This window comes from Streptomyces sp. NPDC006326, from assembly GCF_040612915.1.
GTDB lineage: Bacteria > Actinomycetota > Actinomycetes > Streptomycetales > Streptomycetaceae > Streptomyces.
On record NZ_JBEXRC010000013.1, the window covers coordinates 21,837 to 47,674 of the forward strand.

The window sequence follows — 25,838 nt, forward strand, 5'->3', positions numbered from 1 at the left end:
CTGAAAGGAAGCACCACGGCCATGGCACGACTCCCCGCCCGCCGGCGCGCACGCGCCCGGCTCGCCTCCGCCCGTTCGGGGCCCGATGCCCGGTTCGGCGCGCGGCTGCTCACGACGGTGGCCGCGACCGCCCTGGTGTCCGTACCCTTCGCGCTCGCCCTGGTGCTGGTCGAAGCGCAGTGGACGCCGCTGCGCCGGCTGGACCAGGGGGCGGCCGAGCGGCTGCACGCCGCCGCCTTGGAGCATCCCGCGTGGGTGCGGGTCCTCGACTTCCTGACCCATGTGGCGTGGGACCCCGTGACGATGCGGCTGCTGGTGGCGGCGCTGGTGGTGTGGCTGCTGGTACGCGGTGCTGTGCGGCTGGCGCTGTGGGCGGCCGTCACCGCGACGGCAGGCGGCCTGCTCGGCCTGCTGGTGAAGAACGTGGTCGCACGGGCCCGGCCCCACCTGCCCGACCCGGTGTCCCACGCGCCCGGCTTCTCCTTCCCCTCCGGGCACGCCATGACGGCCACGACGTCCTGCGCGGTGCTGCTGCTGGCCCTGCTGCCGCTGGTGCCCCGGCGCCTTCGCCCCCTGCCCTGGGTGCTCGCGGCGGTCTCCGTGCTGGGCGTCGGCTACACGCGCGTGGCGCTCGGCGTGCACTGGGTGAGCGACGTGGTGGGAGGCTGGCTGCTCGGTCTGGCCGTGGTGACGGCGACGACCGTGGCCTTCGAAGCCTGGCGGGCGGACGTCGGACGGCGCCGCACCACGCCCGCGCAGGGCCTGGAGCCGGAGATCCGCTCCGAACACCCCGAGCCGCCGGTGGGCGTCCCGGAGCGTCGGTGACTCGCCTCGCCCGGCCGGCGGGCACGCCCGCTCAGACGTAGCGCCGCAAGGAAGCGCCTAGTCGCGGGAAGTGCGGGGGCCCACCGCGTCACGCACCGGCGCTGTCCCGGCCGGGCCCTCGGCAGGCTCCGTGCCGGGCTCGACGTCGGCGGGCATCCCGTGCGGCATCCGGCGCGAGGCGGCGGTGATCAGCAGGGCGAAGCCGACGGCCGTGGCGATGCCGGTACGGAGCGAGGTGGCCTCGGCGACGAAGCCGATGAGCACGGGGCCGACGAGCAGCCCGGTGTAGCCGATCGCCGACACCTGCGCGATGGCCGCGTCCGAGTGGCCGGGGGCCACGGCGCCGGCCAGGGACATGCACAGCGGCACCACGACGCAGACGGCCAGCCCCGTCAGGGCGAATCCGGCGATGGCCCAGACGGGGGAGGGAGCCAGCACCACGAGGAGCACGCCCAGTGCGGTCGTGGCGCCGGCGGCCGCGAGGAGCGGCCGGCTGCCGAAGCGCACCCGCAGCCGGTCGCCGAAGAGCCGCCCCGAGAACGTGGCGAGTTCGTACACCGGATAGGCGATCGCGGCGACGGCCTCCGTCGTGTGCAGGTCGCGCGTGAGGAGGAGACCGCTCCAGTCGGCCACCAGCCCCTCAAGGAGGAGCGCCAGGAAGGCGACCGCACCGATCAGGTAGACGATGCCGGGAAGCTTGCGGCGGCCCTCCGTCTCCTCGTCTTCGACCGGCTCGTCGAGGTAGGTCCAGCCCACCGCGAGGGCGAACGGGAAGGCGACGGCCGCGACCCCCAACACCGAGTCGGTGTAGGAGACGTCGAGAGCCGCGAGCAGGACGGCGAGGAGCCCGCCGGCCACCGCACCCGCGCTCCATCCGGCATGGAATCCGTTCATCACCGGTCGCCCGGCACGGCGTTCGACCAGGCTGCCCTGCGCGTTCATCATGGCCTCGGCTATGCCGGAGGCGACCCCGAACCCGGCAGCGGCCGCGAGCAGCAGCGGGAACGAGGTGCTGAGGGCGATGAGCCCGACGGCGATGGTGACGAGCGGTGTGCCGACGCGCAGCAGCAGCCGGTTCCCCAGGGCCGCGACGATCCAGCGCATGCACTGCATGGTCACCGTGGCCGCGACGCCCCAGGAGAGGATGACCAGCCCCACGTCCCCGGTGTCCAGGCCCAGTTTGGCGGCGAGCCCCGGCAGTCTGGCCGCCAGGATGCCGTTCACCACACCGACGAGGGCGAAGGTGGCGACGACTCCTCTGTGGGCGCGCCGCAGGGTGCTTGCCGGGGCACTTGCCGGGGAACTCCGCATGGTCCGTCTTCCTGTGGGCGCTACGAGCCCCTGCCGGGCACGACAGACGGGCGCGGCAGGCATTCCTTCTTGATCGGAAGTCTGCCGGAAGTCTTGCGCTGATTACTAGATCATCTCGTAAGATCTTGCTACCGGACGAGGCAAGGGGAGTGGTGCCCGCCAGGGCTGCCACCAGCGGTCATGGCCGCCTTGCGCGCCCGATCCCCCAGCTTTCCCCATCCCCACGCCCCCCTCGCATCCCCTCACATTCCCAAGGTCCAGCCGACACCGCGGCGCCCCCTGCAACGGGCCGCTGCGCGAGTGAAGGACGAAGGATTGATCTCCCGACTGCACGACCCCGCCGCGCGGGGCTTCGCCAGCGACAACTACGCAGGAATACACCCGGACATCCTGGCCGCCCTCGCCATCGCCAACGGGGGACACCAGGCCGCCTATGGGGACGATGCCTACACCGCCAGGCTCCAGCAGGTGTTCCGTGAGCACTTCGGGGAGCGGGCGAGCGTCTACCCCGTACTCAACGGCACCGGCGCCAACGTGGTCGGCCTCCAGGCGATGAGCGAGCCCTGGGGCGCCGTCATCTGCGCCGAGAGCGCCCACGTCAACACCGACGAATGCGGAGCCCCCGAGCGGGTCGCCCACGTCAAACTGCTGACCGTGCCCACTCCGGACGGCAAGCTGACGCCCGAGCTGATCGCACGACAGGCGTGGGGGAGGGGCGACGTCCACCGTGCGCAGCCGACCGTCGTCGCGATCACCCAGCCCACGGAACTCGGCACGCTGTACACGCCGCAGGAGATCGCCGACATCTGCGCCTACGCCCACGAGCAGGACATGCGGGTGTACCTCGACGGGGCGCGCCTGGCCCATGCGGCCGCGGCCCTCGACGTACCGCTGCGGGCCCTCACCACCGATGCCGGTGTGGACGTCCTGTCGTTCGGCGGTACCAAGAACGGCCTGTTGCTCGGCGAGGCCCTGGTCGTACTGGACCCGGACGCCGTCCGCGGGCCGGCCTTCCTGCGCAAGGCGGCCACGCAACTCGCCTCCAAGATGCGCTTCATCTCCGCACAGTTCATCGCCCTGCTGGAGTCCGGGCTCTGGCTCGACAACGCGCGGCACGCCAACGGCATGGCGCGGCGCCTGGCGGAGGCGGTGAGCGGCCTGCCGGACGTACGGATCGTGCAAGCGGTGCAGACCAACGCGGTCTTCGCCGTCCTGCCGGCGGCCGTGACCGCCCGTCTGCAGAAACGCTTCCCCTTCTATGTGCGGGACGAGCGGACGGGCGAAGTCCGCTGGATGTGCTCCTTCGACACCACCCCCGCCGATGTGGACGCCTTCGCGGCGGCCATCGCCGAGGAACTCACAGCCGACCGACACACCCTGGAAACGGTGCCCCGGTGAACCCCGACCTCAGCGGACAGCCCAGCGGACAGCCCCTCCCCTCGCGCCTCGGCCACGCCCCGTTCACGGGCCGACGTGCCACCGAGGCCGCTCTGACCTGGAGCCAGCAGGAAATCTGGGCGCTGATCGAGAACGCGGCGCCCCACGACCACGTCTACAACGTCGTCGGGGAGTTCCGCGTACCCGCCGGCTCCCGCCCCACGGAGGCCGAGTGCCTCGAAGCGCTCTCGTTCTTCCTCACCCGCCACGAAGCCCTGCGGTCCGTCTTCCCCCGCGACCGGGACGGCCGCGTCGTACAGCGGGTGCTCGCCCAAGGGCTCCTGCCCGTCGAGTTCGTCGAGACGCAGCCGCAGACCCCCGGGGACGAGGCCGTCGAAGAGCTCAAGGCGTTCTTCGCCACCCGGCGGTTCTCCTTCGCGGACGAGCTGCCCCTGCGCCTGGTGCTCCTGGTCACCGAGGGGCGGGTGTGGGGCGGCGTGTACGTGTTCTCGCACATGGCCATCGACTGGTACGGCATCCAGCACCTGGCCGACGAGGTGACCCGCTACTTCCGCGACGGCCGGACGCTGCCCCCGCTGCCCGAGGACACCATGACGTCGGCCGACCTGGCCGTATGGCAGGCATCGCCGGCCGGGATCCGCAAACGGGACCGGACCCTGGGCCACGTGGCATCGCTCTTCCGTGAGCGGGCACCCCTCGCGCTGCCCCCCGCCGTCGCGGACCTGCCCGAGGAGGAGGCATACCGGCAGGCCGCCCTCCGTTCACGCGCCGCCCATCACGCGGTCGCCCGGATCGCGGACCTCACCGGCACGAGCGCGGCGGCCGTCATCGTCGGCGCGACGGCCCTGCTCCTGCGGGACATGACCGGCAGCGACCACGTCGATCTCCATCTGACGAGCTCGCAGCGGTTCAGCCGGGAGAGCCGTTCCATGGTGGCGACGCTGATGCAGGAGACGTACTTCTCCGTGGATCTCGCGCACGCCGATCTGCCGGAGGCCGTCAAACGGTCCTGGTCGGCAGCCATCACCGCGTTCCAGAACTCGGGATGCGACGCCGACAGCATGGACCGGCTGCTGGCCGAGCTGGGCGACGGGGCGGACACGCCCCTGCGGTTCTCCTACTGCATCAACGACAGGCGCACCGGGGCGGCGGACGGTTCGAAGCCGCGGGCCGAGCCGGCAGCGGATCTGCTGGCCGACACCGCGTTCACCTGGCTCCCGGTCACCGAGGAAGAGCCCTTCTACCTCATCGTCGACGACGGCGAGGACCATCTCGAATTCTCCCTGACCTGCGACATCCGGCACATCCCCGAGCCGGGCATGGAGTCCTTCCTGCGCGAACTGGAGCACTCACTCGTCGCGTTGGCCGACGCGGGTGCCTGAACCGCGCTGACAAGCACACCCGTACAAGAAGACGCACCAACCGAAAGATCGCATCACCATGGACGATTCCGGCTTCAGCACCATGCTCACGCGCCTCTCCGAGAAGTCGCGTGACGACTACTACAACCCGTACACCAAGTTCTCCTGGCCGGACTCCGTGTCCGAGGAGCAGTGGTGGATGAACCCCGATTACCTCACCGTCTCCGGCACCGGCCTGATCGAGGACGAGAAGGTGCTCAAGGCCCTCGCCCGGTACGAGACGGTCAACTTCTTCAGCCTGCACGTCCACGGCATCCGCGAGCTGATGATCGAGGTCGCGAAGCGCATCCACACGCCCGACTTCGCCGATTACAACGAATACCTGCACCACTTCATGGGCGAAGAGAACGCCCACATGTGGTTCTTCGCCGAGTTCTGCTACCGGTACACTGGCGGGATCTACCCCGAGGCGGCGTCCCCGCTCCGCCGCGAGGGATTCGGAGACCTCTGGGACGACGTCGTCGTCTTCTCCCGGATCCTCATCTTCGAGGAGATCTTCGACTACTACAACAGCCGCATGGGCAAGGACCCGCTGATCCCGGACATCCTCCGGGAAATCCACTCGGCGCACCACCACGACGAAAGCCGGCACGTCGCCTTCGGCAAGCAGCTCGTCAAGCGCCTCTACGACCGTGCCCTGGCCGCCGATCCGAGCCGCCGGGACGAGATCGAGAAGTACGTCAAGGACTACATGACGTACTCCGTGCGCAGTCTCTACAACCCGCAGATATTCCGGGACTGCGGAGTGGACAAGCCCCTGGAGGTCCGCCGCAAGGCGCTGTCCCACCCGGTGCGCGAGGCGTTCCACGTCAAGCTGATGGCCCGGGTCGACCGGTTCTTCGTCGCCAGTGAAATCTTCCGTACCTCTTGGGGGCTCGACCATGTCAACGCGTGAGAACGAATCCACGGAACCCATCGCAGCCACCGTGTCCACCGCCTCCACGGGACGGGCGGAACCGGCGGAAGTGAGCGAGTCGATGGAAACGGTCATCGAGTTCCTCCGGAAGCTCAACTCCGACGTGGACACCATCGACTGGGACCGCGACCTCATCGAGGCCCGCATCCTCGATTCGCTGGCGTTCGTGGAGTTCCTCCTGCTGATGGAGGAACTGACCGGCGAGCCGATCGACCTCGCCAAGACGGACGTGAACAACCTCCGCACCCTCAACCGCATCAACGCACTGATCACGAACGGGGCCGACCATGCGCACGCCTAGTACGGCCCTCCGCACGCCGGTCGCCGTGACCGACGGCCTGGTCACCCTCGGCCCCGAGGCGGTCCGCCTCCGTGCCGCGCTGGATTCGGTGTTCACCGGCTGGGCCGCCGCAGCCCGCGCGGCGGACGTGCTGTACCCGCCGTTGATCCGGGTCGCCGACCTGGCCCGCTTCGACTACTTCACCAACTTCCCCCACCTCGTGCTGGCGGCGGCCCCGGTCAGCACCGACGCGGTCGCCGAGCTGCCCACGCACCCGGCGGAGCCCGGTACGGCACTGGCCGGACACCAGCTGAGCGGGGCGGGCTTCGTCCTGCCCTCGGCGGCCTGCTACAACGCGTACCTCTCCCTGGCGGGCGCCGAGCTGGACGAGCCGGTCGGCTTCACCACCATCGCGCAGTGCTTCCGGCGCGAGACGGAGTACCAGGGGCTGCGCCGGCTGCACGGTTTCACCATGCGCGAGATCATCGCCGTGGGTGACGCCGAAACGGTGAAGGACCACCTCACCACCCACAAGGCGCTGATCCTGGAGTTCGCGGCGCACTTGGGCCTGAGCCTGACGACCGAGGTCGCCACCGACCCGTTCTTCGACGCCAACGGCTCACGCGCCGTCATGCAGCGCCTCTTCCCCACCAAGGAGGAGTTCGTCGCCGACGGCGGCCTCGCGATCGCCTCGGTCAACTACCACCGCAACTTCTTCGGCGAACGCGCCGGCATCACGTACGCCGGCGACGAGGCCCACACCTCCTGCGTGGCCTTCGGCATCGAACGGTGGCTGCACGTCCTCGCCGACCGCTTCGACGGCGACTGGGCCGCCGCCGAGGAAGCGGTGCGCTCCTTCCCCGCGGCGAGGGGACTGTCGTGACCGGGCTGCTGATGCCGGCCGAGTGGGAGCCCCACGAGGCCTGCATGCTCGCCTGGCCGCCGTACGAGTCGCTGTGGGGCGAGAGCTTCGCCTCCGTCGAGCAGGAGTACGCGGCGGTCGTCCGCGCCATCGCCGCCTTCGAACCGGTGACGCTGCTGGTCCTGCCCGGCCACGCCGAGCGGGTACGGGCCCTGTGCGGGGTCGACGTCACCACGGTGGAGATCCCCATGGACGACGCCTGGCTGCGCGCCACCGGGCCGATCGTCGTCCACGGTCCGCGGGGGAGGGTCGGGGTGGACTTCCGCTACAACTCCTTCGGCGAGCGCTTCCACCCGTACGCGCAGGACGACCGGATCACCGAGCGCCTCCTGCCCGTGCTGGGCATCGAGCGCCGCGCCACCATGACGGTGCTGGAGGGCGGGGCGATCAGCGTGGACGGTGAGGGCACGCTGATCGCCACGGAGCAGTGCGTGCTCAACGCCAATCGCAACCCACGGCTCGGCCGCGCCGACATCGAGGCCGAGTTCGAGGCCCTGCTCGGCGTCACGAAGGTGATCTGGCTGCCCTACGGCCACCTCGCCGGCGACACCGACGGCCATGTCGACCACGTCTGCCAGTTCATCGGCCCCGGTCGGGTCCTGGTGGAGGCGTGCGGCGACCCGGAACGCCCGGACCACGCCAGACTGAAGGCCAACCGCGCCGTTCTCGAAGCCTCCACCGACGCCGCCGGACGGAAGCTGGAGATCCTCGAACTCCCGCCGCAGCAGAAGATCCACGTCCACGGCCAGGAGACGGTCGTGAACTACATGAACTTCTACATCGCCAACGGGGCAGTGATCATGCCGCTGGCCGGCACGGACACGGACGAGGAGGCACTCGCGGCGGCGGAAGCCGCCTTCCCCGACCACCAGGTCGTGGGCGTCGAGGCCCGGACGCTGGCGACGGGCGACGCCGGCATCCACTGCATCACCCAGCAGCTCCCGGCGGCCCGGACGCTCTGACGACCGTCCCGGCAACGGCGGGGACGGGATGACCGACACCTCGAAGGTGCAGGTCGTCCCGTCCCCGCCCCCACCTCCCGCCGTCGGAAGGCCGAGGACGAACCGGTGGCCGGTCCGTGACCGCCACCGCTCGCGGCGATCACGGACGCAGTACGACCTTCCCCAGGTTGCTGCGCGACTCGATCACCTCGTGCGCCTTCGCCGCGTCCTCCAGCGCGAACTCCGCGTGTACCGCGGGCTTCAGCGCGCCCTCGGTGAACAGCCGCCACAGCTCCTGGCGCCACCGCTCGTACAACTCCGGCTTATCGCGGGCGATCAGCGCCATCTGGAAGCCGATCACGGACTTGGCGCCCACCAGCAGGTCGTACGCCTGGACGGTCCCGCCGCCCGAGCTGTACGCGACGAGCCGGCCGCCCGGCGAAAGCGCGGCGATCACCGGGGTGAGCAGTTCGCCGCCCACCGCGTCGAGCGCGTAGTCGACGGGCTCGCCCCACCCGGGGGCGTCGTCGTAGACGACGACCTCGTCGGCGCCGAGCGAGCGCACGAACTCCGCTTTGCCGGCGTCCGAGACGGCGCCCACGATGCGCGACGCCCCGCGCAGCCGCGCCAGTTGGAGCGCCAGATGGCCGACCCCGCTCGCCGCCGCCGTGACCAGGGCCGATTCATCCGGCTCCGGACGCGCGGCCTCCAACGCACCGAACGCCACCAGCCCGCTGCGGACCAGCGCGACGGCGTCGACGGCGCTCGCGGTGGCGGGCACCAGCGAAGCCATGGCCTCGTGCAGGACGGCGAAGTCGGCGTACCCGTGCCCGAAGCACAGCCCGGTCACCCGGTCCCCCGGCCGGAACCGGGTGACACCGTCACCGGCCGCCACCACCTCACCGGCGATCTCACCGCCGAGCGGAATCGTCTCGGCAGCCTCGGTGACCTTGCGCACAACGGGCAGGGTGACCCCGACGGCCTCACAGCGCACCAGGAGTTCTCCCGGCCCCACCTCGGGGACGGGCGCCTCCTCCAGGAACAGGGGACCACCGGTGGACTCGTACCGGACGCGACGCATCACACTCCAGGGGGACTTGAGAGTTTGGAGGTGCCAACCATATTCCCCACAGCACCGACGGGCCGCCGTCTGCTGGTCACGGACTGCGCGAGGCTATCTGCTCTTCTTCAGCTCGTACCGGTCCTCGGCCTCCGGGTCGCCGACGTACTGGTACAGCTCCAGGTGCCCGGACCTGCCCGCCACCCTCCACTCAGCCGGCGAGCAGCCCGCGATGTCGACGTCGACCCGCTGGCCCCAGGTGGTGCGTCCGGCCTTGTAGGTGTAGGTGCCCGGGCCCGAGCACGCCGGCACGATGTCGTCGGCGCCGTCACCGGGCCGGAAGTCGCTGATGCCCATGGCGGTCACCCGGCCGTCCGCCTCGAAGGTCACGAGCCCGCCCCGTCCGTCGTGCCACGTGCCGACCACGGCCGCTGCGTTGATCAACGGAGGGCGGTACCTCGGCACGATGTCCGTCCAGAGCGCGAAGGTACCCAGGAGGCCGGTCCCCACCACCAGCGCCGTGCCGCGCGTCGCCACCAAGCCGAGCAGCCCCTCCCGCCGCGGTCGGCTCAGCAGGGCGGCGCTGGACAGGACGGCCGTGGCCACGGCCCACGGCACCAGCACGGCGGTCCAGTGCGTACCGCCGGCGAGTGCCGCCCCGGCGAGAGGTGCGAACAACGCCCCCACCGTCGCCGGCACCCACCCCCAGGCGTCCCGACCGCCGATCAGGCGCCCGAGGAGGTCGCTCAGCGCCACGGCCGGCAACACCACCACCAGCGACAGCAGCAACCCCAGAATCGTGAAGACCACGGTGAGGGTCGTGAACGCCCCCACGGCCTCGGCATACTGCTCATGGGTCGGCAGTGGCTCCCGTGTCAGGACGTACAGCACGCCGACCACTACCGCGAGCGTCGCCTCCAGGTACAGCACCAGAACCGAGACCAGCAGTATCCGACCGTAGGACCGCTTCAACTCCACGGTCGCCCCCCCTCCAGGCATGCCGAACGGACGCCGCCGCCTCTTCCGAGGACGCGGCACGCGCTCATACTGCCACCCGGTCTGAACATGTTCAATTCCAATGGACCTCCGGTCTCCGCCTGCTCGGGGCGGGGGTGTTCAGGCGTTCCCGGGGCCCCTGTAGCCTCCTTGCCTGCACGTACGTCCCAGGGGGATCGCCTTGTCTGTTCGCTCCACCGTCATGCCCGTATCGGCTTGCCTCGCCGCGGTTTTCGTCCTGACGGCATGCGCCGCCGAGGAGTCGGCTGCGGGGGGTCCCGGGGGCGCCGCGCCCGCGGCGGCCGCCGCTGCATCGGACCCGTACGCCGGCAAAACGCCCGAGGAAATCCAGACGCTGGCCTACGAAGCGACGCGGACCGCCACGTTCAAGAAGGTCCGCGGCCAGATGTCGGCAGAGGGGCGTACCGGCTCGCTTGAGCTCGCTTTCGCCAATGTGGACTGCGCGGGCACCGTGAGCGGCGACGGCCTGGGCAAGACGGAGGTCCACTCCACGCCCGAAGTCGTGTACGTCAAGCGTGACGCCGACACCTGGCGGGCCGTCCTCAACGGTACGAAGGCCCAGGAAGACGCGGCGGTCGACCGCTTCGCCGGCCGCTGGGTCAAGCTGGGTGCCGAACGGGAGGATGCCGCAGCGGTCTCCTACGGGTGCAGCTTGATGAATCCCCACGTGCTGCAGCAGGAAAGGACCCCCGGGCTCACGAGAGGAGCCGCAGCCACGGTGGACGGACAGCCCGCCCTGACTCTGACCTATCCGGGGGAGTCCGGCGGGACGGTCACGGAGTACATCGCTGGGCAGGGCCGGCCGTACCTGCTGAGGCGGACCGAGACGGGCCAAGAAGCGTCCGATCTCACCTACTTCGACTTCGAAACGGTCACCCAGCTCCGGGCCCCCGCGGACAGCGAAGTGGTCCTTCCCGAAGGGTGATCCTGCCCTGCGGATCGCGTCGGCCCGGCTCGGCTGACCCCGGGCGTCAGGTGACGAACACTCTCAGCCTGCACAGGCGTGCGTCGTCTCAACTCTGTTCACCCCCGGCGGTATGCGCGATGACCGCGCGGGCGATCGTCTCCCAGTCCGCTCGGTCGACCCCATGGCCTGCACCGTCCAAGGCCAGCAGTCCCGCAGCCGGAATCGCTTCGGCGAGCGCTTCGCCGTGCCCGAAGGGGAACATCGGATCCGCGGTGCCGTGGATCACCAGTGTGGGTACGGCGATCGACGACAGTGACTCTCGCGACTGCTCGCCCTCCGGCAGGGTGTCGTGGTTCCGTACGGCGGCGAAGTCGTGCGCACGCTCGACGTCGCGACGGACAAGGTCGCGCACGGCGCTCTCGTCGAACGGGCGCCGGCCTCCGGCGAGCACGCGCGCGTAGTCGACCAGGTAATCGATCACCGAAGCGGCCCGCGACCAATCGACCCGTGCGGACGATAGGAACCGTACGAACTCGTCGGTCGGCGGCGGCAGCTCGCGGTCACCGGGGACCGCGCGCGAGGTGCTGATCAGGACGAGCGAGAGGACGCGATCGGCATGGTCGAGCGCAATCAACTGCGCGAACGCGCCACCGGCCGAGACACCCACCACGTGGGCGGCCGGGATCCCATACGCGTCGAGCACGCCGACGGCGTCGCCGACCAGATCCGCGCCGGTGTACCCCGGTCGCCCCGGCTCGGAGGTGACCGAGCGGCCGGTGTCGCGGTGGTCGTAACGGATCACGTACCGTCCGCCCCCGGCGAGCAGCCGGCAGAAGCCCTCCTCCCACCAGAGCATCGAAGCCCCGGTCCCCATGACGAGCAGGATCGGCGGGTCCGACCGATCCCCGAAGGGCTCGGTGCACAGTTCCACACCGTCCACCTCGATCATGCGCTCCGCCACCGCTACGCCTCCTCACTCCACGTCCGAGGATGACCGAAAGCCGGTCTCTGTGGAGCCTCAGGCCTGTGGGGCCGCTTCGCCGCCGAGGGGAATGCCCAGTCGGCCGGCCACGGCGGTGAGGGCCGCTCCCAGGGGGAGTGCGACGCGGGTGACGGCGTGCTGGTCGCCCCGGGTCGGGTCCCGGTTGACGATCAGCACCGGTTTCCCGGTCTGGGCTGCCTGGCGGACGAACCGGAGCCCGGACATCACCGTCAGTGATGAGCCCAGGACCAGCAGCGAGGCCGCTTCGCGGACCAGTTCGCGGCAGTGCTCCACCCGCCCCGGCGGAACGGCCTCGCCGAAGAACACCACGTCCGGTTTGAGGATGCCGCCACACACCGTGCAGGGCACCACCCGGAAACCCCCGACCTGTTCGTCGGTGAGGTCGGCGTCACCGTCCGGGTTGATCCCGGCCGGCACCGGCTCGAACAGCGGATTCGCCTCCTCCAGCCGCACGGCGAGCTCGCGGCGCGCGCTGAAGCGCCCGCAGGACAGGCAGACGACGCGGTCCAGACTTCCGTGGAGTTCCACGACGCCCCCGCTGCCGGCCGCCTGATGCAGTCCGTCGACGTTCTGGGTGATCACCCCCGAGAGCAGTCCGTGCCGTTCGAACGCGGCCACCGCCCGGTGCCCGGCATTGGGGCGGGCTCGGCCGAAGGTGCGCCAGCCGAGGTGGCTGCGCGCCCAGTACCGGCGCCGGGCCCGGGCGCTGCCGAGGAAATCCTGGTAGGTCATCGGGGTGTGCCGACTCAGGCTCCCGCCCTCGCTCCGGTAATCGGGGATGCCCGACTCCGTGGAGATGCCCGCCCCGCTCACCACCAGGACACCGCCGGCGCTCAGCGCGTCGGCCACCGGCGCCACATCCGTGGTGCCGGGAGGCAGGTCCCCGGCGGGGGTCCAGCTCAGAGTGGGACGCATGCGCATGCCGCCAGGGTACGCAACACGCCTGCTGTCCCGGTCCCGACGGGCCGCGTGGTGGCGGGGCGGACGCCAGCCGGATAGGGTAGGGCTTCATTATGAAGCAGGTACATAACTCCGAAGGTCTGGCCTACGACCCCGACGGGTTGCTCTACGACCGTGGTGTCCGGGATTCCATGCAGGCGTTCGCGGCAGGGGACGCCACCCTCGCACTGGAGGCGGCTGCAGCCGTCCGCTCCGCCTCACAGGCCGTCGAACGGCTGCGCTCGCAGGGTGCAGGCGGGCGCGGGCTCAGTGCAGGGGCTCTCGACGTACTCGCCCGGCTGAGTACGGCCGCGGACGAGGGGCTGAGCATCGGCGAATTGGCCCGCGCAGCCGGCGTCAGCTCTCGCAACGTCACGGGCCTGGTCGACACGCTGGAGCGGGACGGGCTGGTGCAGCGGGTCCAGGACCAGCGTGACCGCCGCTCGGTCCGGGCTCGGATCACGTCGGCCGGACACGACTGGCTCGATTCCTTCCGCCGGCCGACGCAGCGCGCGATGTCCGCAGTCTTCCAAGGCTTCACCGAGGAAGAACTCGGGCAGTTCCGCCACCTGTGCCTGCGCCTCGTCGAGAACCAGCACCGGATCGAGCACTACCTGACCACGGTCGAGCCCGATCAGCGGCCTTCCTGAAACCGAACACAACAGCCGTCACATTGAAGTGTGCCGACGGCACCCACGTCACTGAAGGGACACCGACGCCGTGCCTGCTCTGCCCGCCGCGACCGACCGGGCCGTCGCCCTCCTCAAGGAGCTCGGTGCCGAGAGCATCGCCCACCCGGGCGGAACCCTGCTCGCCCACCTCCTGCGGGTCCAGGCGCGACTCGCGAGGTGGCAGGCCCGACCGGCCCTCCAACTCGCCGGTCTGTGCCACGCGTTCTATGGAACGGACGGCTTTCCCACGGTCCTGCTGCCGCCGGACCGGCGCGAGGACCTTGCAACCGTGATCGGAGCCGAGGCCGAGGCCATCGTGTACCTGTACGCCTCATGTGACCGGAAGGCCACCTACCCGGCTCTCGACCAAGCCGCTGCCGCCTTCCACGACCGGTTCACCGGGCGCTCCGGCGTTCCGGCACCGCAGGGGCGCCGCGACTTCGCCGAACTGTCGGCCGCCAACGAACTCGACCTCGCCCACATCGACCCGGTCTTCCGCGCCACGTGGGGTCGTGACCTGCTCGCCCTGTTCACCCGATGCCGGGACTTGCTGAGCCCCCACGCCCGGCTCGACTGCCGCACGGTGCTCGCCGCACCTGCGCCCTCCGCACCCCCGGAACAGGTGGTCCCGGGCGCCGACCAGGCCGGTTCCGCAGGATGAGAGGATGGTTGCCGTGGACATCCGTCGCAGGAACAACGTGACCGTCACCGGCCCGGCCGACGCCCCCGTCGTGGTGCTCGCCCACGGATTCGGCTGTGATCAGAACATGTGGCGCCTGACCGTGCCGCCCCTGGCGGAGCGGTACCGGGTGGTGCTGTTCGACTACGTCGGATCCGGCGGTTCGGACCTGTCGTCCTGGAGCGAGGAGCGGTACTCCTCGCTGGACGGCTACGCCCGCGACGTGGTCGAGGTCTGCGAGGAACTGAACCTCGAACAGGCGGTGTTCGTGGGGCACTCGGTCAGCGCGATGGTCGGGGTACTGGCAGCGCAGGCCGCGCCGGAACGCATCGGGGCCCTGGTGATGGTGGCCCCCTCCCCCTGCTACATCGACGACGACGCTTACCGCGGGGGCTTCACGGCGGAGGACATCGACGAACTGCTGGCCTCCCTGGAGTCGAACTATCTCGGCTGGTCCTCCACCATGGCCCCGGTGATCATGGGCAATCCCGACCGGCCCGAGCTGGGACAGGAGCTGACCAACAGCTTCTGCGCCACCGACCCCGACATCGCCCGCGTCTTCGCCCGCACCACCTTCCTGTCCGACTGCCGCGACGACCTGAAGGGCGTGGCCGTGCCGACCCTGGTGCTGGAGTGCTCCCAGGACGTCATCGCGCCGCGCGAGGTCGGTGCGTACGTACACGCCGCGATCCCCTCCTCCCGCCTCGTGACCCTCGACGCCACGGGTCACTGCCCGCAGCTGAGCGCGCCGGAGGCCACCGCCGAAGCGATCCTCGACTTCCTGGAGACGCGGAAGTGATGTGCCGTACGGGCGACGTTCCGGAGCCTGCCGAGACCGGAGACGGGACCGGCACGGACGCCGCCTTCACCGCACTGCTGGAGGACAGTGTCGAGGACCTGTACGAATCGGCCCCTTGCGGCTACCTGTCCACGATGATGGACGGCACCATCGCCAAGATCAACAACACCTTGCTGGACTGGCTCGGGCTGTCACGCGAGGCCGTGGTCGGCACCAGGCGCTTCCCCGACCTGCTCACCGTCGGCGGGAAGCTGTACCACGAGACGCACTTCGCGCCGCTGCTGCGCATGCAGGGCGAGCTGCACGGAATCGCCCTGGAGATGAAGACACGGGACGGGCGCCGCCTGCCCGTACTGGTCTCCTCGCTGGTCAAGCAGAGCAGCGAGGGCGAACCACTGCTCATCCGCACCACCGTCTTCGACGCCTCCGACCGCCGCGCCTACGAGGAAGAGCTGCTCCGCCGCCGCCATGAAGCGGAGCAGGCCCGCGCCGAGGCCGAGGCGGCGCGCGTGCAGGCGGAGGAAGCCCGCAGGCAGGCCGAGGCAGACCGCGCCCGGCTGGCCGATGCGCTGGCCGTGCTGCAGCAGTCCCTCGTCCCCACGTCGCTGCCCGACGTCCCGGGCCTGGAGACGGCCGTCTACTACCACACCGCATCTGCCGACCGGCTCGGCGGCGATTTCTACGACCTGTTCCCACTCGACGGCGAACGCTGGGGCTTCTTCCTCGGCGACGTATGCGGCAAGGGGCCCCAGGCCGCGTCCCTCACCTCGCTCACCCGCTACACCCTGCGTGCCGCCGCCCTGCACGACCCTGAGCCCGCGGCGGCCCTGGCCACACTGAACGCCGTCCTGTACGAGCGCTACGCGGCCGGCGGCGACCCCCGCTACTGCACGGCCGTCTTCGGCATAGTCGAACCCGGCGCCGACGGCGGCCCCGCCGCGGTGCGCATGGCCTCCGGCGGACATCCCCCGGCCCTCGTACTGCGCTCCGACGGCCGCGCCGAGTTCCTGCCCACGCCCGGCGGCCTGCTCGTCGGGGTCCTGCCCGATGCCCCGATCGGCACCGTGAAGACCGCGCTCGCCCCCGGTGACACGCTCCTGCTGTACACCGACGGCCTCACCGAGGGACGCACGGGCCCCACCCGAGGCGACATGTACGGCGAAGAGGCCTTGCACGCATTCGCCACCGACCTCGCCCCCGCCCCTCCCGACGAGGTGATCACTGCCCTGACCGGGCTGCTGAAGAGCTTCGGTGACGGCCTGGACGACGACACCGCCCTGCTCGCCCTCGGTGTCCCCCCGGTTCGCCCACACCCCCGCCCCACGACGAGTCACCCACGATGAGCCCGCTGAACATCACCCGCCGCGACGTCGCTGCCGGCCCCGTCCTGCACGTGGCCGGAGAACTCGACTACGACCAGGCCGCCGCTCTGCGCCGACAGGTCGACGAACTCGTCCTGCAGCCCGGCCAGTGCCTGGTCATCGACCTGTCCGAGCTGCAGTTCTGCGACTCCAGCGGCATCACGGCCCTCCTCGCCGCCCGCCAGCACGCCTTGGCCGCCGGAGCCGACATGGCCCTGACCGCGGTCCCCGCGAACACGCTGCGCATCCTCGCCGTCGTCGGCCTGGACCGGGTCTTCACCATCCGCCCCGGCGCCGACACCGGTTGATTCCCTCCGGGGGCGCTCAGTGCAGCGGCGGGTGCGTGGCGAGCCAGTGGCGCGCGATCTGCTCGCGCGTGGCGACCCACGCCCCGCCGAGCTGGGCGACGTGCTTCAGGAACCCGTCGAGCGCACGGATGCGGCCGGGGTGGCCGATGATCCGGCCGTGCAGGCCGACGCTCATCATGCGCGGGCGCTCGGCGCCCTCGGCGTGGAGCCTGTCGTACGTGTCGATGAGGTAGGTGAGCATGTCGTCGGCGGTCGTGAAGCCGTGGACGATCAGGAACTTGAAGTCGTTCACGTCGAGGCTGTACGGCACCACGAGGTGCGGCCGGCCGGCCGTCCCGACGTAGAACGGCAGGTCGTCCGAGTAGTCGTCGGAATCGTAGAGGAAGCCGCCCTCCTCGACGACGAGTCGGCGCGTGTGGGGGCTCGTCCGGCCGGTGTACCAGCCGACGGGCCGACGGCCGGTGAGCCGCTCGATCGTTGCGGTCGAACGCGCGATGTCGGCGCGCTCGACGTCTTCGGGCACGTGACGGTAGTCGATCCAGCGCCAGCCGTGGCCGGCCACCTCCCAGCCGGCGGCCGCCATGGCCCGTGCCGCGTCCGGATTGCGTTCGAGCGCCTGCCCCACGGCGTGGACGGTGAGCGGCGCGCGGTGCGCGGTGATGGTGCGGTGGATGCGCCAGAAGCCGGCGCGGGAGCCGTAGGCGAACATCGACTCGACGTTCAGGTCGCGCCCGCCGACCACGGGCGGCGCGCCGACGATTTCGTGGAGGTAGCCCTCGGAGGCGGCGTCGCCCTCCAGGACGCTCTGCTCGCCGCCCTCCTCGTAGTTGAGGACGAGGCTGACGGCGACGCGGGCGCCGCCGGGCCAGGCGGCATGCGGCGGCTCGGCGCCGTAGCCGACGAGGTCGCGCTGATGCTCGGACACGGCCGCACCCTACTGCCTCGGCGCGTGCCCTGCCGTTCGTGCCGCGGAGCCGTACGACTCCTGCCGCGCCGGTGACGGCCGCCCTCCAGGGGTTCGGTTCCATCAGCGGCGGTGGCTCAGCACGTTGACCACCCGGCCGTTGGGATCCCTGACGAAGAAGCGGCGTACGCCCCACTCCTCGTCCTGCAGGGGATGCAGGATCTGCGCGCCACTGTCGCGGACGAGTGCGTAGGCCGCGTCGACATCGTCCACCTCGATGCTCACATCGGGGATCACCGGCGCGGTCTTGTCGTGGGTCATGACGCTGACCTGCGCCGTCGGAGTGGACGGTGAGGCAAGCGTCATGATCCAGCCGTGGTTCATGACCTCCTCGAAGCCCAGCAGACCGTAGAAGTCCCGACTCTCCTGGACGGCCTCGGACCGGATGTTGGGCACCACACGGCGAACGGACATCAACGCCTCCAGGAGTAGGTGGACAGTAGGTGGACATGCCTCAGAGCGTCCCCGGCTGTTCTACAACACACCCGTGCAGGTGTCGGAGCGGTCAGCGCTTGAAGGCGTCCTTTCCCTTTTCCTTCGCCTCCCGGGCCTTGCCCCTGGCCTCCAGGGCGCCGCCCTTGGCCTCGGTGGTCCTGTTGCCCAGGGCGTGCGCTGCCTTTCTCACGGACCTGCCGACCACTTGCTCGGCCCTGGCCTTGATCTTCTCGCTGGCACTCATGTCCGACCCTTCTCTCACCGCCACCGCTTTCCGGACTCCCGCGGGTGGCGAGCCGTGCCGTCATCAACCTCGGCGGCGATTGAGCCCAAGGCCCACATCACCTCCATCCGCAGTCCGCGGGGCAACAGCCCGCGAAACGCGGGGCGCAGCGCATGCCGAAGAGCGACTCCCATGGCCCACGCCATCAGCCGTACGCCCCAGGCCGTGAGCCGTACGGCGACCCGGCGGAGCAGGGCCCGGGGCGTCCAGCCGGCGAGTGTCCGCCGACGCCTCCCCTTACGGCCGTGCCTCCCCAGGGCGACCTTCACTAATGTCTCCTGCCGACTGCAAGACGGTAGATCGTCAGGAGGATGAAGGAACCGACAATGGCGGCGATCCACGTGGAGAGCTCGAAGAAGCCGTCAATGGAATCGACCCCGAAAATGACCTTGCCGAGCCATCCGCCCAGAAGGGCGCCGGCAATGCCGATCAGCGTCGTGAGGATGATGCCGCCAGGGTCCCGCCCCGGCATCAGGACCTTCGCGATGATTCCGGCGAGCAGGCCCAACAGAATCCAACCGATGATGCCCATGATTTCCTCTTATCAGCGCACAAGCCCTGCATAACACCGTCTGCGCGATTTGTTTGATTTTAAACATGGGAAATTAACCGAGTCCGGGTGGAAGTGTTCCGTCGGTCGGCATGACGAGCGGGGAAAACCCGGGCCCGCTCCGTCCCCGCCTCCCGTCCAGTCCCCGCGTCTCAACGCCGCGGCGCCGGAACGAGGCGTACGAGTGCGTGCAGGACGGCGTCGATGCCGTCCTGCGCCGGCTCGGCGGTGACGTTGGTGAGCAGGCGCGCCAGGACGTGCAGGAGCTGGGGCGAAGCCATCACCCGGGGGTGCAGGACGGGCCGGAAGCCGTACCGGGAGAAGAGGAGATCGGCGGCCAGGTTGCCCAGCCGGTAGTAGCGCCCCCAGCGGCGCTGGATCTCCGCCGGGTACTGCAGCAGCGCGTGTTCTCGCCGCGGCCCTGCCGGCCGGGCCACGGCCAAGGCGATCGTCTCCGCGGCCACCTCTCCGGCCTCCATCGCCTGGGCGATGCCCTCGCCGCTCCAGGGGCTGACCATGCCGGCGCTGTCGCCGACCAGCAGCAGGCCCCGCCGGTACTGGGGCCGCCGGTTCAGGCCCATCGGCAGTGCCGCGCTGCGCAACGGAGAGTCGGCGTTCTCCTCCCGCAGCCCCCAGTCCGCGGGAAGCCGGGCCAGCCACTGCTCCAGAGCCGCCCGCAGGTCGACCGGCCGGGCGCGCCGCCGCTGCGGCAGGACACCGAGACCGACGTTGACGCGGCCGTCACCGAGCGGGAACACCCACCCGTAACCCGGCAGGTCGCGCCCGCTGCCCGGACAGCGCAGGTCCGCCCACAGCTCCAGGTAGGGGTCGTCGGTACGGGCCTGGCTGCGGTAGTAGCGACGGGCCGCCACCGCGACCGGTCGGCGGGCATCCCGTTCCAGCCCCAGGGCCAGCGCCGTCCGCGCCGAGGCCCCATCGGCTGCCACGACGAGCGGCGCCCGGTAGCGGACCGGTTCCCGGTCCGGGCCGCGAGTGGCAGCGACACCGATGAGGTGTCCCGCCCGGTCGGTCAGCGGAGCCGTCACCTTCACCCCGGTCCGCAGGCGCGCTCCGGCGGCAGCGGCGTGAGCGGCGAGCAGATCGTCGAAATCGTGCCGGGTGCGGGTCAGCCCGAAATCCGGAACGCTGCCCAGCCGCGGCCAGTCCAGCTCCACCTGGTGGCCCCCGCAGATCCAGCGCATCCCCTTGTTGCGCATCCAGCCCGGGGCGCTGATGTCGATCCCCATCCGCACCAACTGGTACACGCTCCGCGGTGTCAGCCCGTCGCCGCACACCTTCTCGCGCGGGAAGCCGCTCTTCTCCAGCAGCAGCACGTCCAACCCCGCTCGCGCCAGGTGCACTGCCGCGGCCGAGCCCGCAGGCCCCGCCCCCACGACAATGACCTGCGCCTCTTCGACGGCACCGTCATCCGGCGCCGGAGAGCCGCCGTCGTAGGAGCCGTCGGCCTCGTCCCGTTCGGTGGTCACCCCACCACTATGCCCGTGGCCGTACGGCTCGGCCCACGCGACATGGCCGTGTCCGGCAGCCGATGTGCCCACACCTGAGGACGCCCGCACGCGACCGCGTCCTGGTGGACGCACGCCTACCGACCAGCACCGCCGTGCCGAGCCAGGCCCTCCTCGTCGACATGTCGACTGCCTCGTCAGAACGTCGCGGTGGCGCCGCTCTGGTGGTGCCACATCACCCTCAACTGCCTTCAAAAGGACGGTCGTTGCAAAACGATCAAGCTTGCGCTTCGCATATGTGTTCTGGAACCCTCCGTTCAACTTGTCTGTACATCAGCAACGGAGAGAACCCATATGCAGCTACGCCGACCACGTCGCGCTTGGCTCACGGCAACTGCCGCCGCCATGCTGGCGTTCACCGGTCTTGCGGCACCGGCCCAAGCGGAGGACCTTCCGCCCGACGCGTCGGCGTCCTGGACCCAGGAGCCCCGGACGGCCGAGAGCAGCCCCTCACCGAACGGCGCGGCCGTGGCCGGCATCGTTCCCGGCGGCGCGGCCTCGGCCGGTGACTTCACGCTGTCGCCCGGGGAGATGAACGCCGAGACCACCAGTCGGGTCACCAGGCTGGACGCCGTACTGCCCAAGTCGGGAGTGCAGAACCTGCTGGCGGGCGCGAACCGCACCGTCCAGCCGTGGTGCTCCCGCGACCCGTTCGGCACCGCAGCGGACCCCGACATCAAGTACTGCCTGCAGAACGACGACTCCGTCTCGCAGGAGTGGATACCTCAGGGCTTCACCGGTGTCTCCGACGCCAAGGACAACGGGCTGTGGGGTGACGCCGGGAACATCCAGCTGTTCGCCTCCTACGACGGCTGGGACCCGGGCCGGGAGACCGACCCGAACCCGGCGACCGGCGACTGCACCACCGCCGAGCTGAATGCCAACGACGCCTGCAACCAGAAGGGCGTCCGGATCACCTTCGTGCAGAGCCGGACCAATCCGGCCACCGGCAGTCCCGAGGTCAAGTACCGGCACGTCCTGCTGGGCTGGACCTATGTGAACTCCGCCGACCACGTCTCCTTCGACGGGCTGCACGCGTCCGAATACCCCATTCAGAAGGGCGTCCACGCCGGCGGGATCGTCTGGTACGGCAACTACCTGTACGTCGCGGACACCCGCAACGGCCTGCGCGTCTTCGACATGCGCTACATCATGGACCTGGACCCGGACGGCGACCCGGGCACGCACGACGCCATGGGGGCCGACACCGACGGTGTGAAGACCACCGCCAACACCGAGGACAAGACGAAGGTCGGCCGGCACGACAACGTCTGGTACAGCTTCGGCTACCGCTACGTGATGCCACAGGTCGCCGCGTGGAAGTTCAAGGCGACGCAGAGCAACCCGCAGGGCTCCTACGCCTGCGTCTCCACCGGTGCCCCGAAGGCGTCCTACATCTCGCTGGACCGCAGCACCGTCCCGGACCGTCTGATCATGGGCGAGTACTGCCGTCCCGCGAGCGGCTACCCCTCCACCGGCCGCATCGCCTCGTACCCGGTCGCGGCCCTGGAAGGGCGCTCCGCCGACGTGACCGCGCAGGGCTGGTCCAACTACCTGCCGCTGACCAACGGCGGCGCCCAGGGAGCGGCTGCGTACAACGGCACGCTGTATGTGAACGAGTCCAAGGGCACCGACGAGCCGGGCAACCTGTGGCGCTACAAGTGGAGCAACGGCCAGCTGGTCCAGCAAGGCCAGCCCGTCAAGACCGCCCGGGGCGCCGAGGACCTCTACGTCGAGCGGGGTACCGGGCGGCTGTGGTCCCTGTCGGAGCACCGGCCGGGCGAGGCGTCCGACTGCACGGCGAACCGGGACACGGCCGATCCGGTGGGCACTGACTACTGCCAGCGCGTTCTCTACGGACACAAACTGAGCTGGCTCGACGGCCAGCCCTAACCCGGGAGCCGGCCTCTCCGCGCGCCGGGCGGGGTCACGGGGACCCCGCCCGGAGGCGTGGACGGCCGCTGGCCGCCGCCTGCCAGGGCATCAGGCCATGAGGAGCAGGCGCGTGTTCGGCACGAGCTTCCGGTTCACGCTGGTGCTCTGCACGAATATCGTGAAGTCGTCATTGTGGTCCGGCTTGACGCGGACTTCCGTGGCCGGCAGACCGAGCAGGGCTCGGGCCTCCGGCCCCGTGTACACCTGGTCCGTCTTCTTCTCCAGCACCGCAATCTGCTTCTGCGCCTGGATTTTCTCCGACTTGCTCAGCTGGTAGAACGCGCAACCGCTCCGGTAGGTGTGCCCGCATTCGATGACCCAGTCCCGGATCGCGGCGTCACGAGCGACCGGAATCAGCTGGTATTCCGACGGATTAAGCGGCGTGAGACCGGCCGCCTTGATGGTGTCCTTGTTGACTGCCTCTCCACCCGTGGAGAACACCGCGCGGGATCCCCGGATACCCTGGGCGCGGCCCACCATGAACTTCTCCGTGGCCTGCTGGATGACCTGCCCGGCCTCCTCCAAGCCCTGGGTGCTCGTGGCGTCCCAGATGGCGACATTGTCCTTCGGGAAACCGCACTGCATGGCCTCCCGCTTGCCCATCTGGTCCGGCACGAGGACGGCCAGCGTCCAGTTGTCCTCTTGCGTCTCGATCATCTTGGCCACGGCCTGCACCAGTTCACGCGGATCCCTGGCAGGGGCGTCCGGGCAGCGATGGCTCGCGTTCTCCTGCCCGTCGGTCAGTATGAACGTCAGGAAGCTGTGGTCGCCGTACAGCTGAGCCGTCTGCGCGAGCTCCCGCTGCGACTTCAGCGCGGCCGCCAGCAGAGCCGTCATTCCACCGACCCGGTACAGCTGCTTCAGGGACGGCATTCGCAGCACGTCCTTGTCGTAAATGACGCACTCCACCTTGTCCGCGAAGACGTACACCGTGACGCGGGTTTCCTGGTCCAGTTCCTTCGACCGGCGGGCGAGATAGGCAATCTGCTGGTCGGCGACTTCGACGACCTTGCGGTTCAGATTGGACATGGACGAACTGGCATCCAACACAAGAGCCACGTGATTGATGTAGTTCTGGTTTCCGGACATGACCGCTCCCCCTCATTCCGACTGGATGCTCCTACCTTCTCACCCACCACTGACAATCGATTTCCGCGACGATCGCGCGACACATCGATCGCTGGATCCCGGCGCCCGCGGCGCTCCGGGCGCCCGGTCGCACCGGGGAACGGGCGGGGTGACGATGGGAAGGCGGACCTCGCTCGCCGTCCGGCAGCGCCCGGGCGTGCGGCCCGCCGCTCGATCCCTCCCGGTAAGGAAGACCCATGAACCGGCGCACACGCCTCCTCGTCCTCAGCCCCCTCGCGGCCGCTGCACTCGTTGCTGCCCCCACCGCCCTCGCGGCGGTCCCGCAGTCCCCGTCGGCCGCCCTCCCGGCCGCGACGTGTTCCATCTCCGGCGTGCTCGGCAACGGGAAGGTGCACCTCTCCGGCGGAGGCTTCACCCCGGGTCCGGCCTATGTCTTCGGGTCGGCCGGCTTCGGCGGGACGGTCGAGATCTCCCAGAACGGCGGCTTCCAGATCATGAACGTGCCGCCCGCCCAGTACAGCGTCCGACAGGGCGGCGAACTGACCCAGTGCAGCGGCTTCAGCGGCTAACTCCCGGCTCCGGCCCGGTCTGGCCTGGACGCCGTCCGCGATGGGCGCCCAGGGGTCCGCGCGCCGGTCCTGGCCGCCGACCCGCCCGGGCTACGCTCCTTCCTCCTTGACCTCCAGCGCTTGCCTCGCCAGGCCGATGAAGGTCACGTATGCGTCCCGGAAGTCGACGAACGCCGCGTCGTAAGCGCGCCTTTGCTCCAAGCCGTCGCCGCCGATCAACGCCTTGAGCAGCGGCTGCACGCGGCGGGCCATCTGCCGTACGTGCTCGGAGGCGTCGGAGACGTTGGCAGGGCCGTCCAGGCGGACTTCGTGGTTGGCCCGGTTCATGTTCGCGATGGTCGGGCCGATGCGCTCGTACATCCGCATCAGAAGACCGTCCTTGGCCTCTCGCTCATGTGTGGCGTCCACCTCGTCGATCTGCCACGTCACCTCGAAGAAGGCATGCGCGCAGCTCATCATCTCCCGATAGGTGGACCGACGCCGCTCGCGCTGCTCGCGCAGCGCCTCTGCCATCGAGGTCGTTCGAGCCTGGGTCAGCGCCGCGCGCGCGGTCGCACGCGCGGTGATGTAGCTGGCTCCGAGCGCGGTCAGTCCGGTGAGGACGCCGACCCCCAGTTCGCTGTATGCCATGATCCGGAAGTCTCTCAGCCTGCAGGCCCTTGCGACAGCCCGCCCCCCACCCCACCGCTGCCTCCCCGTCGAGCCCGTACTCGGCGGGGAGGCACGACGCTCGGGGCCGTGGCACCCTCCGTCAGCCGAGGTACCCGAAGAGATCGACGACCACATGGGCGGAGCCCCAGCCGAGGTTGGCGAACTCCACCTTGCCGTCAGGACCCACCGGCACCGTCACCAGGTCGGCCACGGTCGTACCGGTCGTCCAGTTGAGGTTGGACGAGTCGGGGCGGGTGGTGCCCGACGGCCAGGCGGTCAGGTGGCCGTCGAACTTCGGGTCCGTCACCGTCACGTCAGCACGATGGCCTTCACCCCGGACTGCGGCACCCCCGCCCGGCCGCGACCTGCAGCGACACCTCACCGCCGGCCCTTCCGCCGGCCGAACCGGGCCTGGGCCGTGGACCGCACGGACCGTGGGGATCACCGGAGCGACGCGTCCAGCTGCCGGATCAGCTCCCCCACCCGCCCACCGCCGGGCGGGGCGGCCGGGTAGCGCCTCAGGACGTCCACCACCACAGGGCGCACGAGGGTCAGCGACTGCGCGAGGTGCTCGGCTCCGACGGCGGGACCGTCTGCGACGGAGAGTTCGAACGCTCGCGCGGCATGAGCCGCCGATCCGAGGATGTGCTTGACCTGAGTGGCTTTGGACAGGGGGTGGAGGAAAGCCGCACCGCACGCGTGGGCGGCCGCGCGGGCGGCGTCGCTCGCCGCAGCCTGTCCTGCATCGCGGGATTCCTGGGCCGCCCGGTGTGCCGCCCAGGCGTTCTGACGCAGCACGTTGGTTCGCTCGGCCCCGTCCACGAACGCCTGCGCAGCCTCGATCGCGGCCCGCGGCCGCCCGTCACCAGGGCGTTCACGCTCGAAGATCGCCAAGGCACGCCGTGCGCACGCCACTGCGTAGCCGGTGACCTCGCGGAGCTCGGACCGGCTGAGTTCGATCGTCGTGGAGTCATCCGCCATGGCCTCATCCTGCTCCATGCCGGGGTCCGCGCCGATACCCTCTGGTCGTTTGGTCCCCGGGCTGCTGCCCGCTTTGATGCTTCCGGTTCCGGATCGG

29 protein-coding genes are annotated in these 25,838 nt (G+C 70.3%); 15 read left to right on the top strand and 14 right to left on the bottom strand.

Going from position 1 to position 25,838, the window contains the following annotated elements; genetic code table 11:
- Positions 1 to 21: 21 nt before the first annotated feature.
- On the top strand, positions 22 to 825 hold the full coding sequence (locus tag ABZ128_RS13045) for a phosphatase PAP2 family protein (protein ID WP_356848098.1): 804 nt from the start codon (positions 22 to 24) through the stop codon (positions 823 to 825).
- Positions 826 to 882: 57 nt separating this feature from the next.
- Here the strand turns inward: ABZ128_RS13045 and ABZ128_RS13050 are convergent, their stop codons facing one another.
- Positions 883 to 2,136: an MFS transporter gene (locus ABZ128_RS13050; protein ID WP_356848100.1), complete on the bottom strand. Its 1,254-nt coding sequence runs from the start codon at positions 2,134 to 2,136 to the stop codon at positions 883 to 885.
- 315 nt (positions 2,137 to 2,451) lie between these two features.
- Between ABZ128_RS13050 and ABZ128_RS13055 the strand changes: the two genes are divergently transcribed.
- The 6 genes from ABZ128_RS13055 to ABZ128_RS13080 all read left to right on the top strand — a co-directional run bounded on the left by ABZ128_RS13055 (position 2,452) and on the right by ABZ128_RS13080 (position 8,035).
- Positions 2,452 to 3,534 carry a low specificity L-threonine aldolase gene (locus ABZ128_RS13055; protein WP_356848102.1) on the top strand — a complete coding sequence of 361 codons (1,083 nt, stop codon included), beginning with the start codon at positions 2,452 to 2,454 and terminating at the stop codon, positions 3,532 to 3,534.
- Entirely contained in the window at positions 3,531 to 4,916 is a 1,386-nt protein-coding gene (locus ABZ128_RS13060; protein WP_356848104.1) for a condensation domain-containing protein, read from the top strand. The genes ABZ128_RS13055 and ABZ128_RS13060 overlap by 4 nt, the downstream gene beginning before the upstream one ends.
- Before the next feature lie 58 nt (positions 4,917 to 4,974).
- Positions 4,975 to 5,850: a diiron oxygenase gene (locus ABZ128_RS13065; protein ID WP_356848105.1), complete on the top strand. Its 876-nt coding sequence runs from the start codon at positions 4,975 to 4,977 to the stop codon at positions 5,848 to 5,850.
- A 70-nt stretch (positions 5,851 to 5,920) separates the two neighbouring features.
- The gene (locus tag ABZ128_RS13070) at positions 5,921 to 6,172 is read left to right on the top strand and encodes a phosphopantetheine-binding protein (protein ID WP_356848107.1); all 252 of its coding nucleotides are present in this window, start codon (positions 5,921 to 5,923) and stop codon (positions 6,170 to 6,172) included.
- Positions 6,159 to 7,034 (top strand): aminoacyl--tRNA ligase-related protein, encoded by an 876-nt coding sequence (locus ABZ128_RS13075; protein ID WP_356848108.1) that lies wholly within the window; start codon positions 6,159 to 6,161, stop codon positions 7,032 to 7,034. Before ABZ128_RS13070 ends, ABZ128_RS13075 begins: the two co-directional genes overlap by 14 nt.
- Positions 7,031 to 8,035, top strand: a complete 1,005-nt coding sequence (locus tag ABZ128_RS13080; RefSeq protein ID WP_356848110.1) for an agmatine deiminase family protein — start codon at positions 7,031 to 7,033, stop codon at positions 8,033 to 8,035. Before ABZ128_RS13075 ends, ABZ128_RS13080 begins: the two co-directional genes overlap by 4 nt.
- 139 nt (positions 8,036 to 8,174) lie before the next feature.
- On the opposite strand, the gene ABZ128_RS13085 is transcribed toward ABZ128_RS13080, so the two are convergent.
- A complete protein-coding gene (locus ABZ128_RS13085) occupies positions 8,175 to 9,095 on the bottom strand; it encodes a zinc-binding dehydrogenase (RefSeq protein ID WP_356848111.1) in 921 nt (306 codons plus the stop codon).
- A gap of 93 nt (positions 9,096 to 9,188) precedes the next feature.
- Entirely contained in the window at positions 9,189 to 10,052 is an 864-nt protein-coding gene (locus ABZ128_RS13090) for a hypothetical protein (protein ID WP_356848113.1), read from the bottom strand.
- Positions 10,053 to 10,272: 220 nt separating this feature from the next.
- Between ABZ128_RS13090 and ABZ128_RS13095 the strand changes: the two genes are divergently transcribed.
- On the top strand, positions 10,273 to 11,016 hold the full coding sequence (locus tag ABZ128_RS13095) for a hypothetical protein (protein WP_356848114.1): 744 nt from the start codon (positions 10,273 to 10,275) through the stop codon (positions 11,014 to 11,016).
- Between the two features lie 88 nt (positions 11,017 to 11,104).
- Here the strand turns inward: ABZ128_RS13095 and ABZ128_RS13100 are convergent, their stop codons facing one another.
- Both ABZ128_RS13100 and ABZ128_RS13105 read right to left on the bottom strand, forming a co-directional pair.
- Positions 11,105 to 11,959 carry an alpha/beta fold hydrolase gene (locus ABZ128_RS13100; RefSeq protein ID WP_356848116.1) on the bottom strand — a complete coding sequence of 285 codons (855 nt, stop codon included), beginning with the start codon at positions 11,957 to 11,959 and terminating at the stop codon, positions 11,105 to 11,107.
- 57 nt (positions 11,960 to 12,016) lie between these two features.
- On the bottom strand, positions 12,017 to 12,922 hold the full coding sequence (locus ABZ128_RS13105) for an NAD-dependent protein deacetylase (RefSeq protein ID WP_356848117.1): 906 nt from the start codon (positions 12,920 to 12,922) through the stop codon (positions 12,017 to 12,019).
- 92 nt (positions 12,923 to 13,014) lie between these two features.
- Here ABZ128_RS13105 and ABZ128_RS13110 point away from each other — a divergent pair, with 92 nt between their 5' ends.
- The 5 genes from ABZ128_RS13110 (at position 13,015) to ABZ128_RS13130 (ending at position 16,758) form a co-directional block, all read left to right on the top strand.
- Positions 13,015 to 13,590, top strand: coding sequence for a MarR family transcriptional regulator (locus ABZ128_RS13110; protein ID WP_356848119.1), 576 nt, complete (start codon positions 13,015 to 13,017; stop codon positions 13,588 to 13,590).
- A gap of 70 nt (positions 13,591 to 13,660) precedes the next feature.
- Positions 13,661 to 14,272 carry a DUF6817 domain-containing protein gene (locus tag ABZ128_RS13115; protein WP_356848120.1) on the top strand — a complete coding sequence of 204 codons (612 nt, stop codon included), beginning with the start codon at positions 13,661 to 13,663 and terminating at the stop codon, positions 14,270 to 14,272.
- Positions 14,273 to 14,285: 13 nt separating this feature from the next.
- A complete protein-coding gene (locus ABZ128_RS13120) occupies positions 14,286 to 15,089 on the top strand; it encodes an alpha/beta hydrolase (protein WP_356848122.1) in 804 nt (267 codons plus the stop codon).
- Positions 15,089 to 16,432: a SpoIIE family protein phosphatase gene (locus ABZ128_RS13125; protein ID WP_356848124.1), complete on the top strand. Its 1,344-nt coding sequence runs from the start codon at positions 15,089 to 15,091 to the stop codon at positions 16,430 to 16,432. Before ABZ128_RS13120 ends, ABZ128_RS13125 begins: the two co-directional genes overlap by 1 nt.
- Positions 16,429 to 16,758, top strand: coding sequence for an STAS domain-containing protein (locus ABZ128_RS13130; RefSeq protein ID WP_356848125.1), 330 nt, complete (start codon positions 16,429 to 16,431; stop codon positions 16,756 to 16,758). Before ABZ128_RS13125 ends, ABZ128_RS13130 begins: the two co-directional genes overlap by 4 nt.
- Before the next feature lie 16 nt (positions 16,759 to 16,774).
- Here the strand turns inward: ABZ128_RS13130 and puuE are convergent, their stop codons facing one another.
- The 5 genes from puuE to ABZ128_RS13155 all read right to left on the bottom strand — a co-directional run bounded on the left by puuE (position 16,775) and on the right by ABZ128_RS13155 (position 20,390).
- Positions 16,775 to 17,683, bottom strand: a complete 909-nt coding sequence (gene puuE, locus ABZ128_RS13135; RefSeq protein ID WP_356848126.1) for an allantoinase PuuE — start codon at positions 17,681 to 17,683, stop codon at positions 16,775 to 16,777.
- A 102-nt stretch (positions 17,684 to 17,785) separates the two neighbouring features.
- On the bottom strand, positions 17,786 to 18,136 hold the full coding sequence (locus ABZ128_RS13140) for a VOC family protein (protein ID WP_356848128.1): 351 nt from the start codon (positions 18,134 to 18,136) through the stop codon (positions 17,786 to 17,788).
- Between the two features lie 91 nt (positions 18,137 to 18,227).
- A complete protein-coding gene (locus ABZ128_RS13145; protein WP_356848129.1) occupies positions 18,228 to 18,401 on the bottom strand; it encodes a hypothetical protein in 174 nt (57 codons plus the stop codon).
- A gap of 307 nt (positions 18,402 to 18,708) precedes the next feature.
- Complete coding sequence (locus tag ABZ128_RS13150; RefSeq protein WP_356848131.1) at positions 18,709 to 18,972, bottom strand: GlsB/YeaQ/YmgE family stress response membrane protein; 264 nt, start codon at positions 18,970 to 18,972, stop codon at positions 18,709 to 18,711.
- 170 nt (positions 18,973 to 19,142) lie between these two features.
- On the bottom strand, positions 19,143 to 20,390 hold the full coding sequence (locus tag ABZ128_RS13155; RefSeq protein ID WP_356848250.1) for a geranylgeranyl reductase family protein: 1,248 nt from the start codon (positions 20,388 to 20,390) through the stop codon (positions 19,143 to 19,145).
- A gap of 471 nt (positions 20,391 to 20,861) precedes the next feature.
- Between ABZ128_RS13155 and ABZ128_RS13160 the strand changes: the two genes are divergently transcribed.
- A complete protein-coding gene (locus ABZ128_RS13160; protein WP_356848133.1) occupies positions 20,862 to 22,409 on the top strand; it encodes a hypothetical protein in 1,548 nt (515 codons plus the stop codon).
- 90 nt (positions 22,410 to 22,499) lie between these two features.
- Here ABZ128_RS13160 and ABZ128_RS13165 read toward each other — a convergent pair whose 3' ends face one another.
- Positions 22,500 to 23,540 carry a vWA domain-containing protein gene (locus ABZ128_RS13165; protein ID WP_356848135.1) on the bottom strand — a complete coding sequence of 347 codons (1,041 nt, stop codon included), beginning with the start codon at positions 23,538 to 23,540 and terminating at the stop codon, positions 22,500 to 22,502.
- Between the two features lie 236 nt (positions 23,541 to 23,776).
- Between ABZ128_RS13165 and ABZ128_RS13170 the strand changes: the two genes are divergently transcribed.
- The gene (locus ABZ128_RS13170) at positions 23,777 to 24,109 is read left to right on the top strand and encodes a hypothetical protein (RefSeq protein WP_356848137.1); all 333 of its coding nucleotides are present in this window, start codon (positions 23,777 to 23,779) and stop codon (positions 24,107 to 24,109) included.
- A gap of 90 nt (positions 24,110 to 24,199) precedes the next feature.
- On the opposite strand, the gene ABZ128_RS13175 is transcribed toward ABZ128_RS13170, so the two are convergent.
- The 3 genes from ABZ128_RS13175 to ABZ128_RS13185 form a co-directional block, all read right to left on the bottom strand.
- Positions 24,200 to 24,739: a hypothetical protein gene (locus ABZ128_RS13175; RefSeq protein ID WP_356848140.1), complete on the bottom strand. Its 540-nt coding sequence runs from the start codon at positions 24,737 to 24,739 to the stop codon at positions 24,200 to 24,202.
- Positions 24,740 to 24,860: 121 nt separating this feature from the next.
- Positions 24,861 to 25,073 (bottom strand): N-acetylmuramoyl-L-alanine amidase, encoded by a 213-nt coding sequence (locus tag ABZ128_RS13180; RefSeq protein WP_356848142.1) that lies wholly within the window; start codon positions 25,071 to 25,073, stop codon positions 24,861 to 24,863.
- Between the two features lie 128 nt (positions 25,074 to 25,201).
- A complete protein-coding gene (locus tag ABZ128_RS13185; protein WP_356848143.1) occupies positions 25,202 to 25,759 on the bottom strand; it encodes a putative immunity protein in 558 nt (185 codons plus the stop codon).
- Positions 25,760 to 25,838 lie beyond the last annotated feature (79 nt).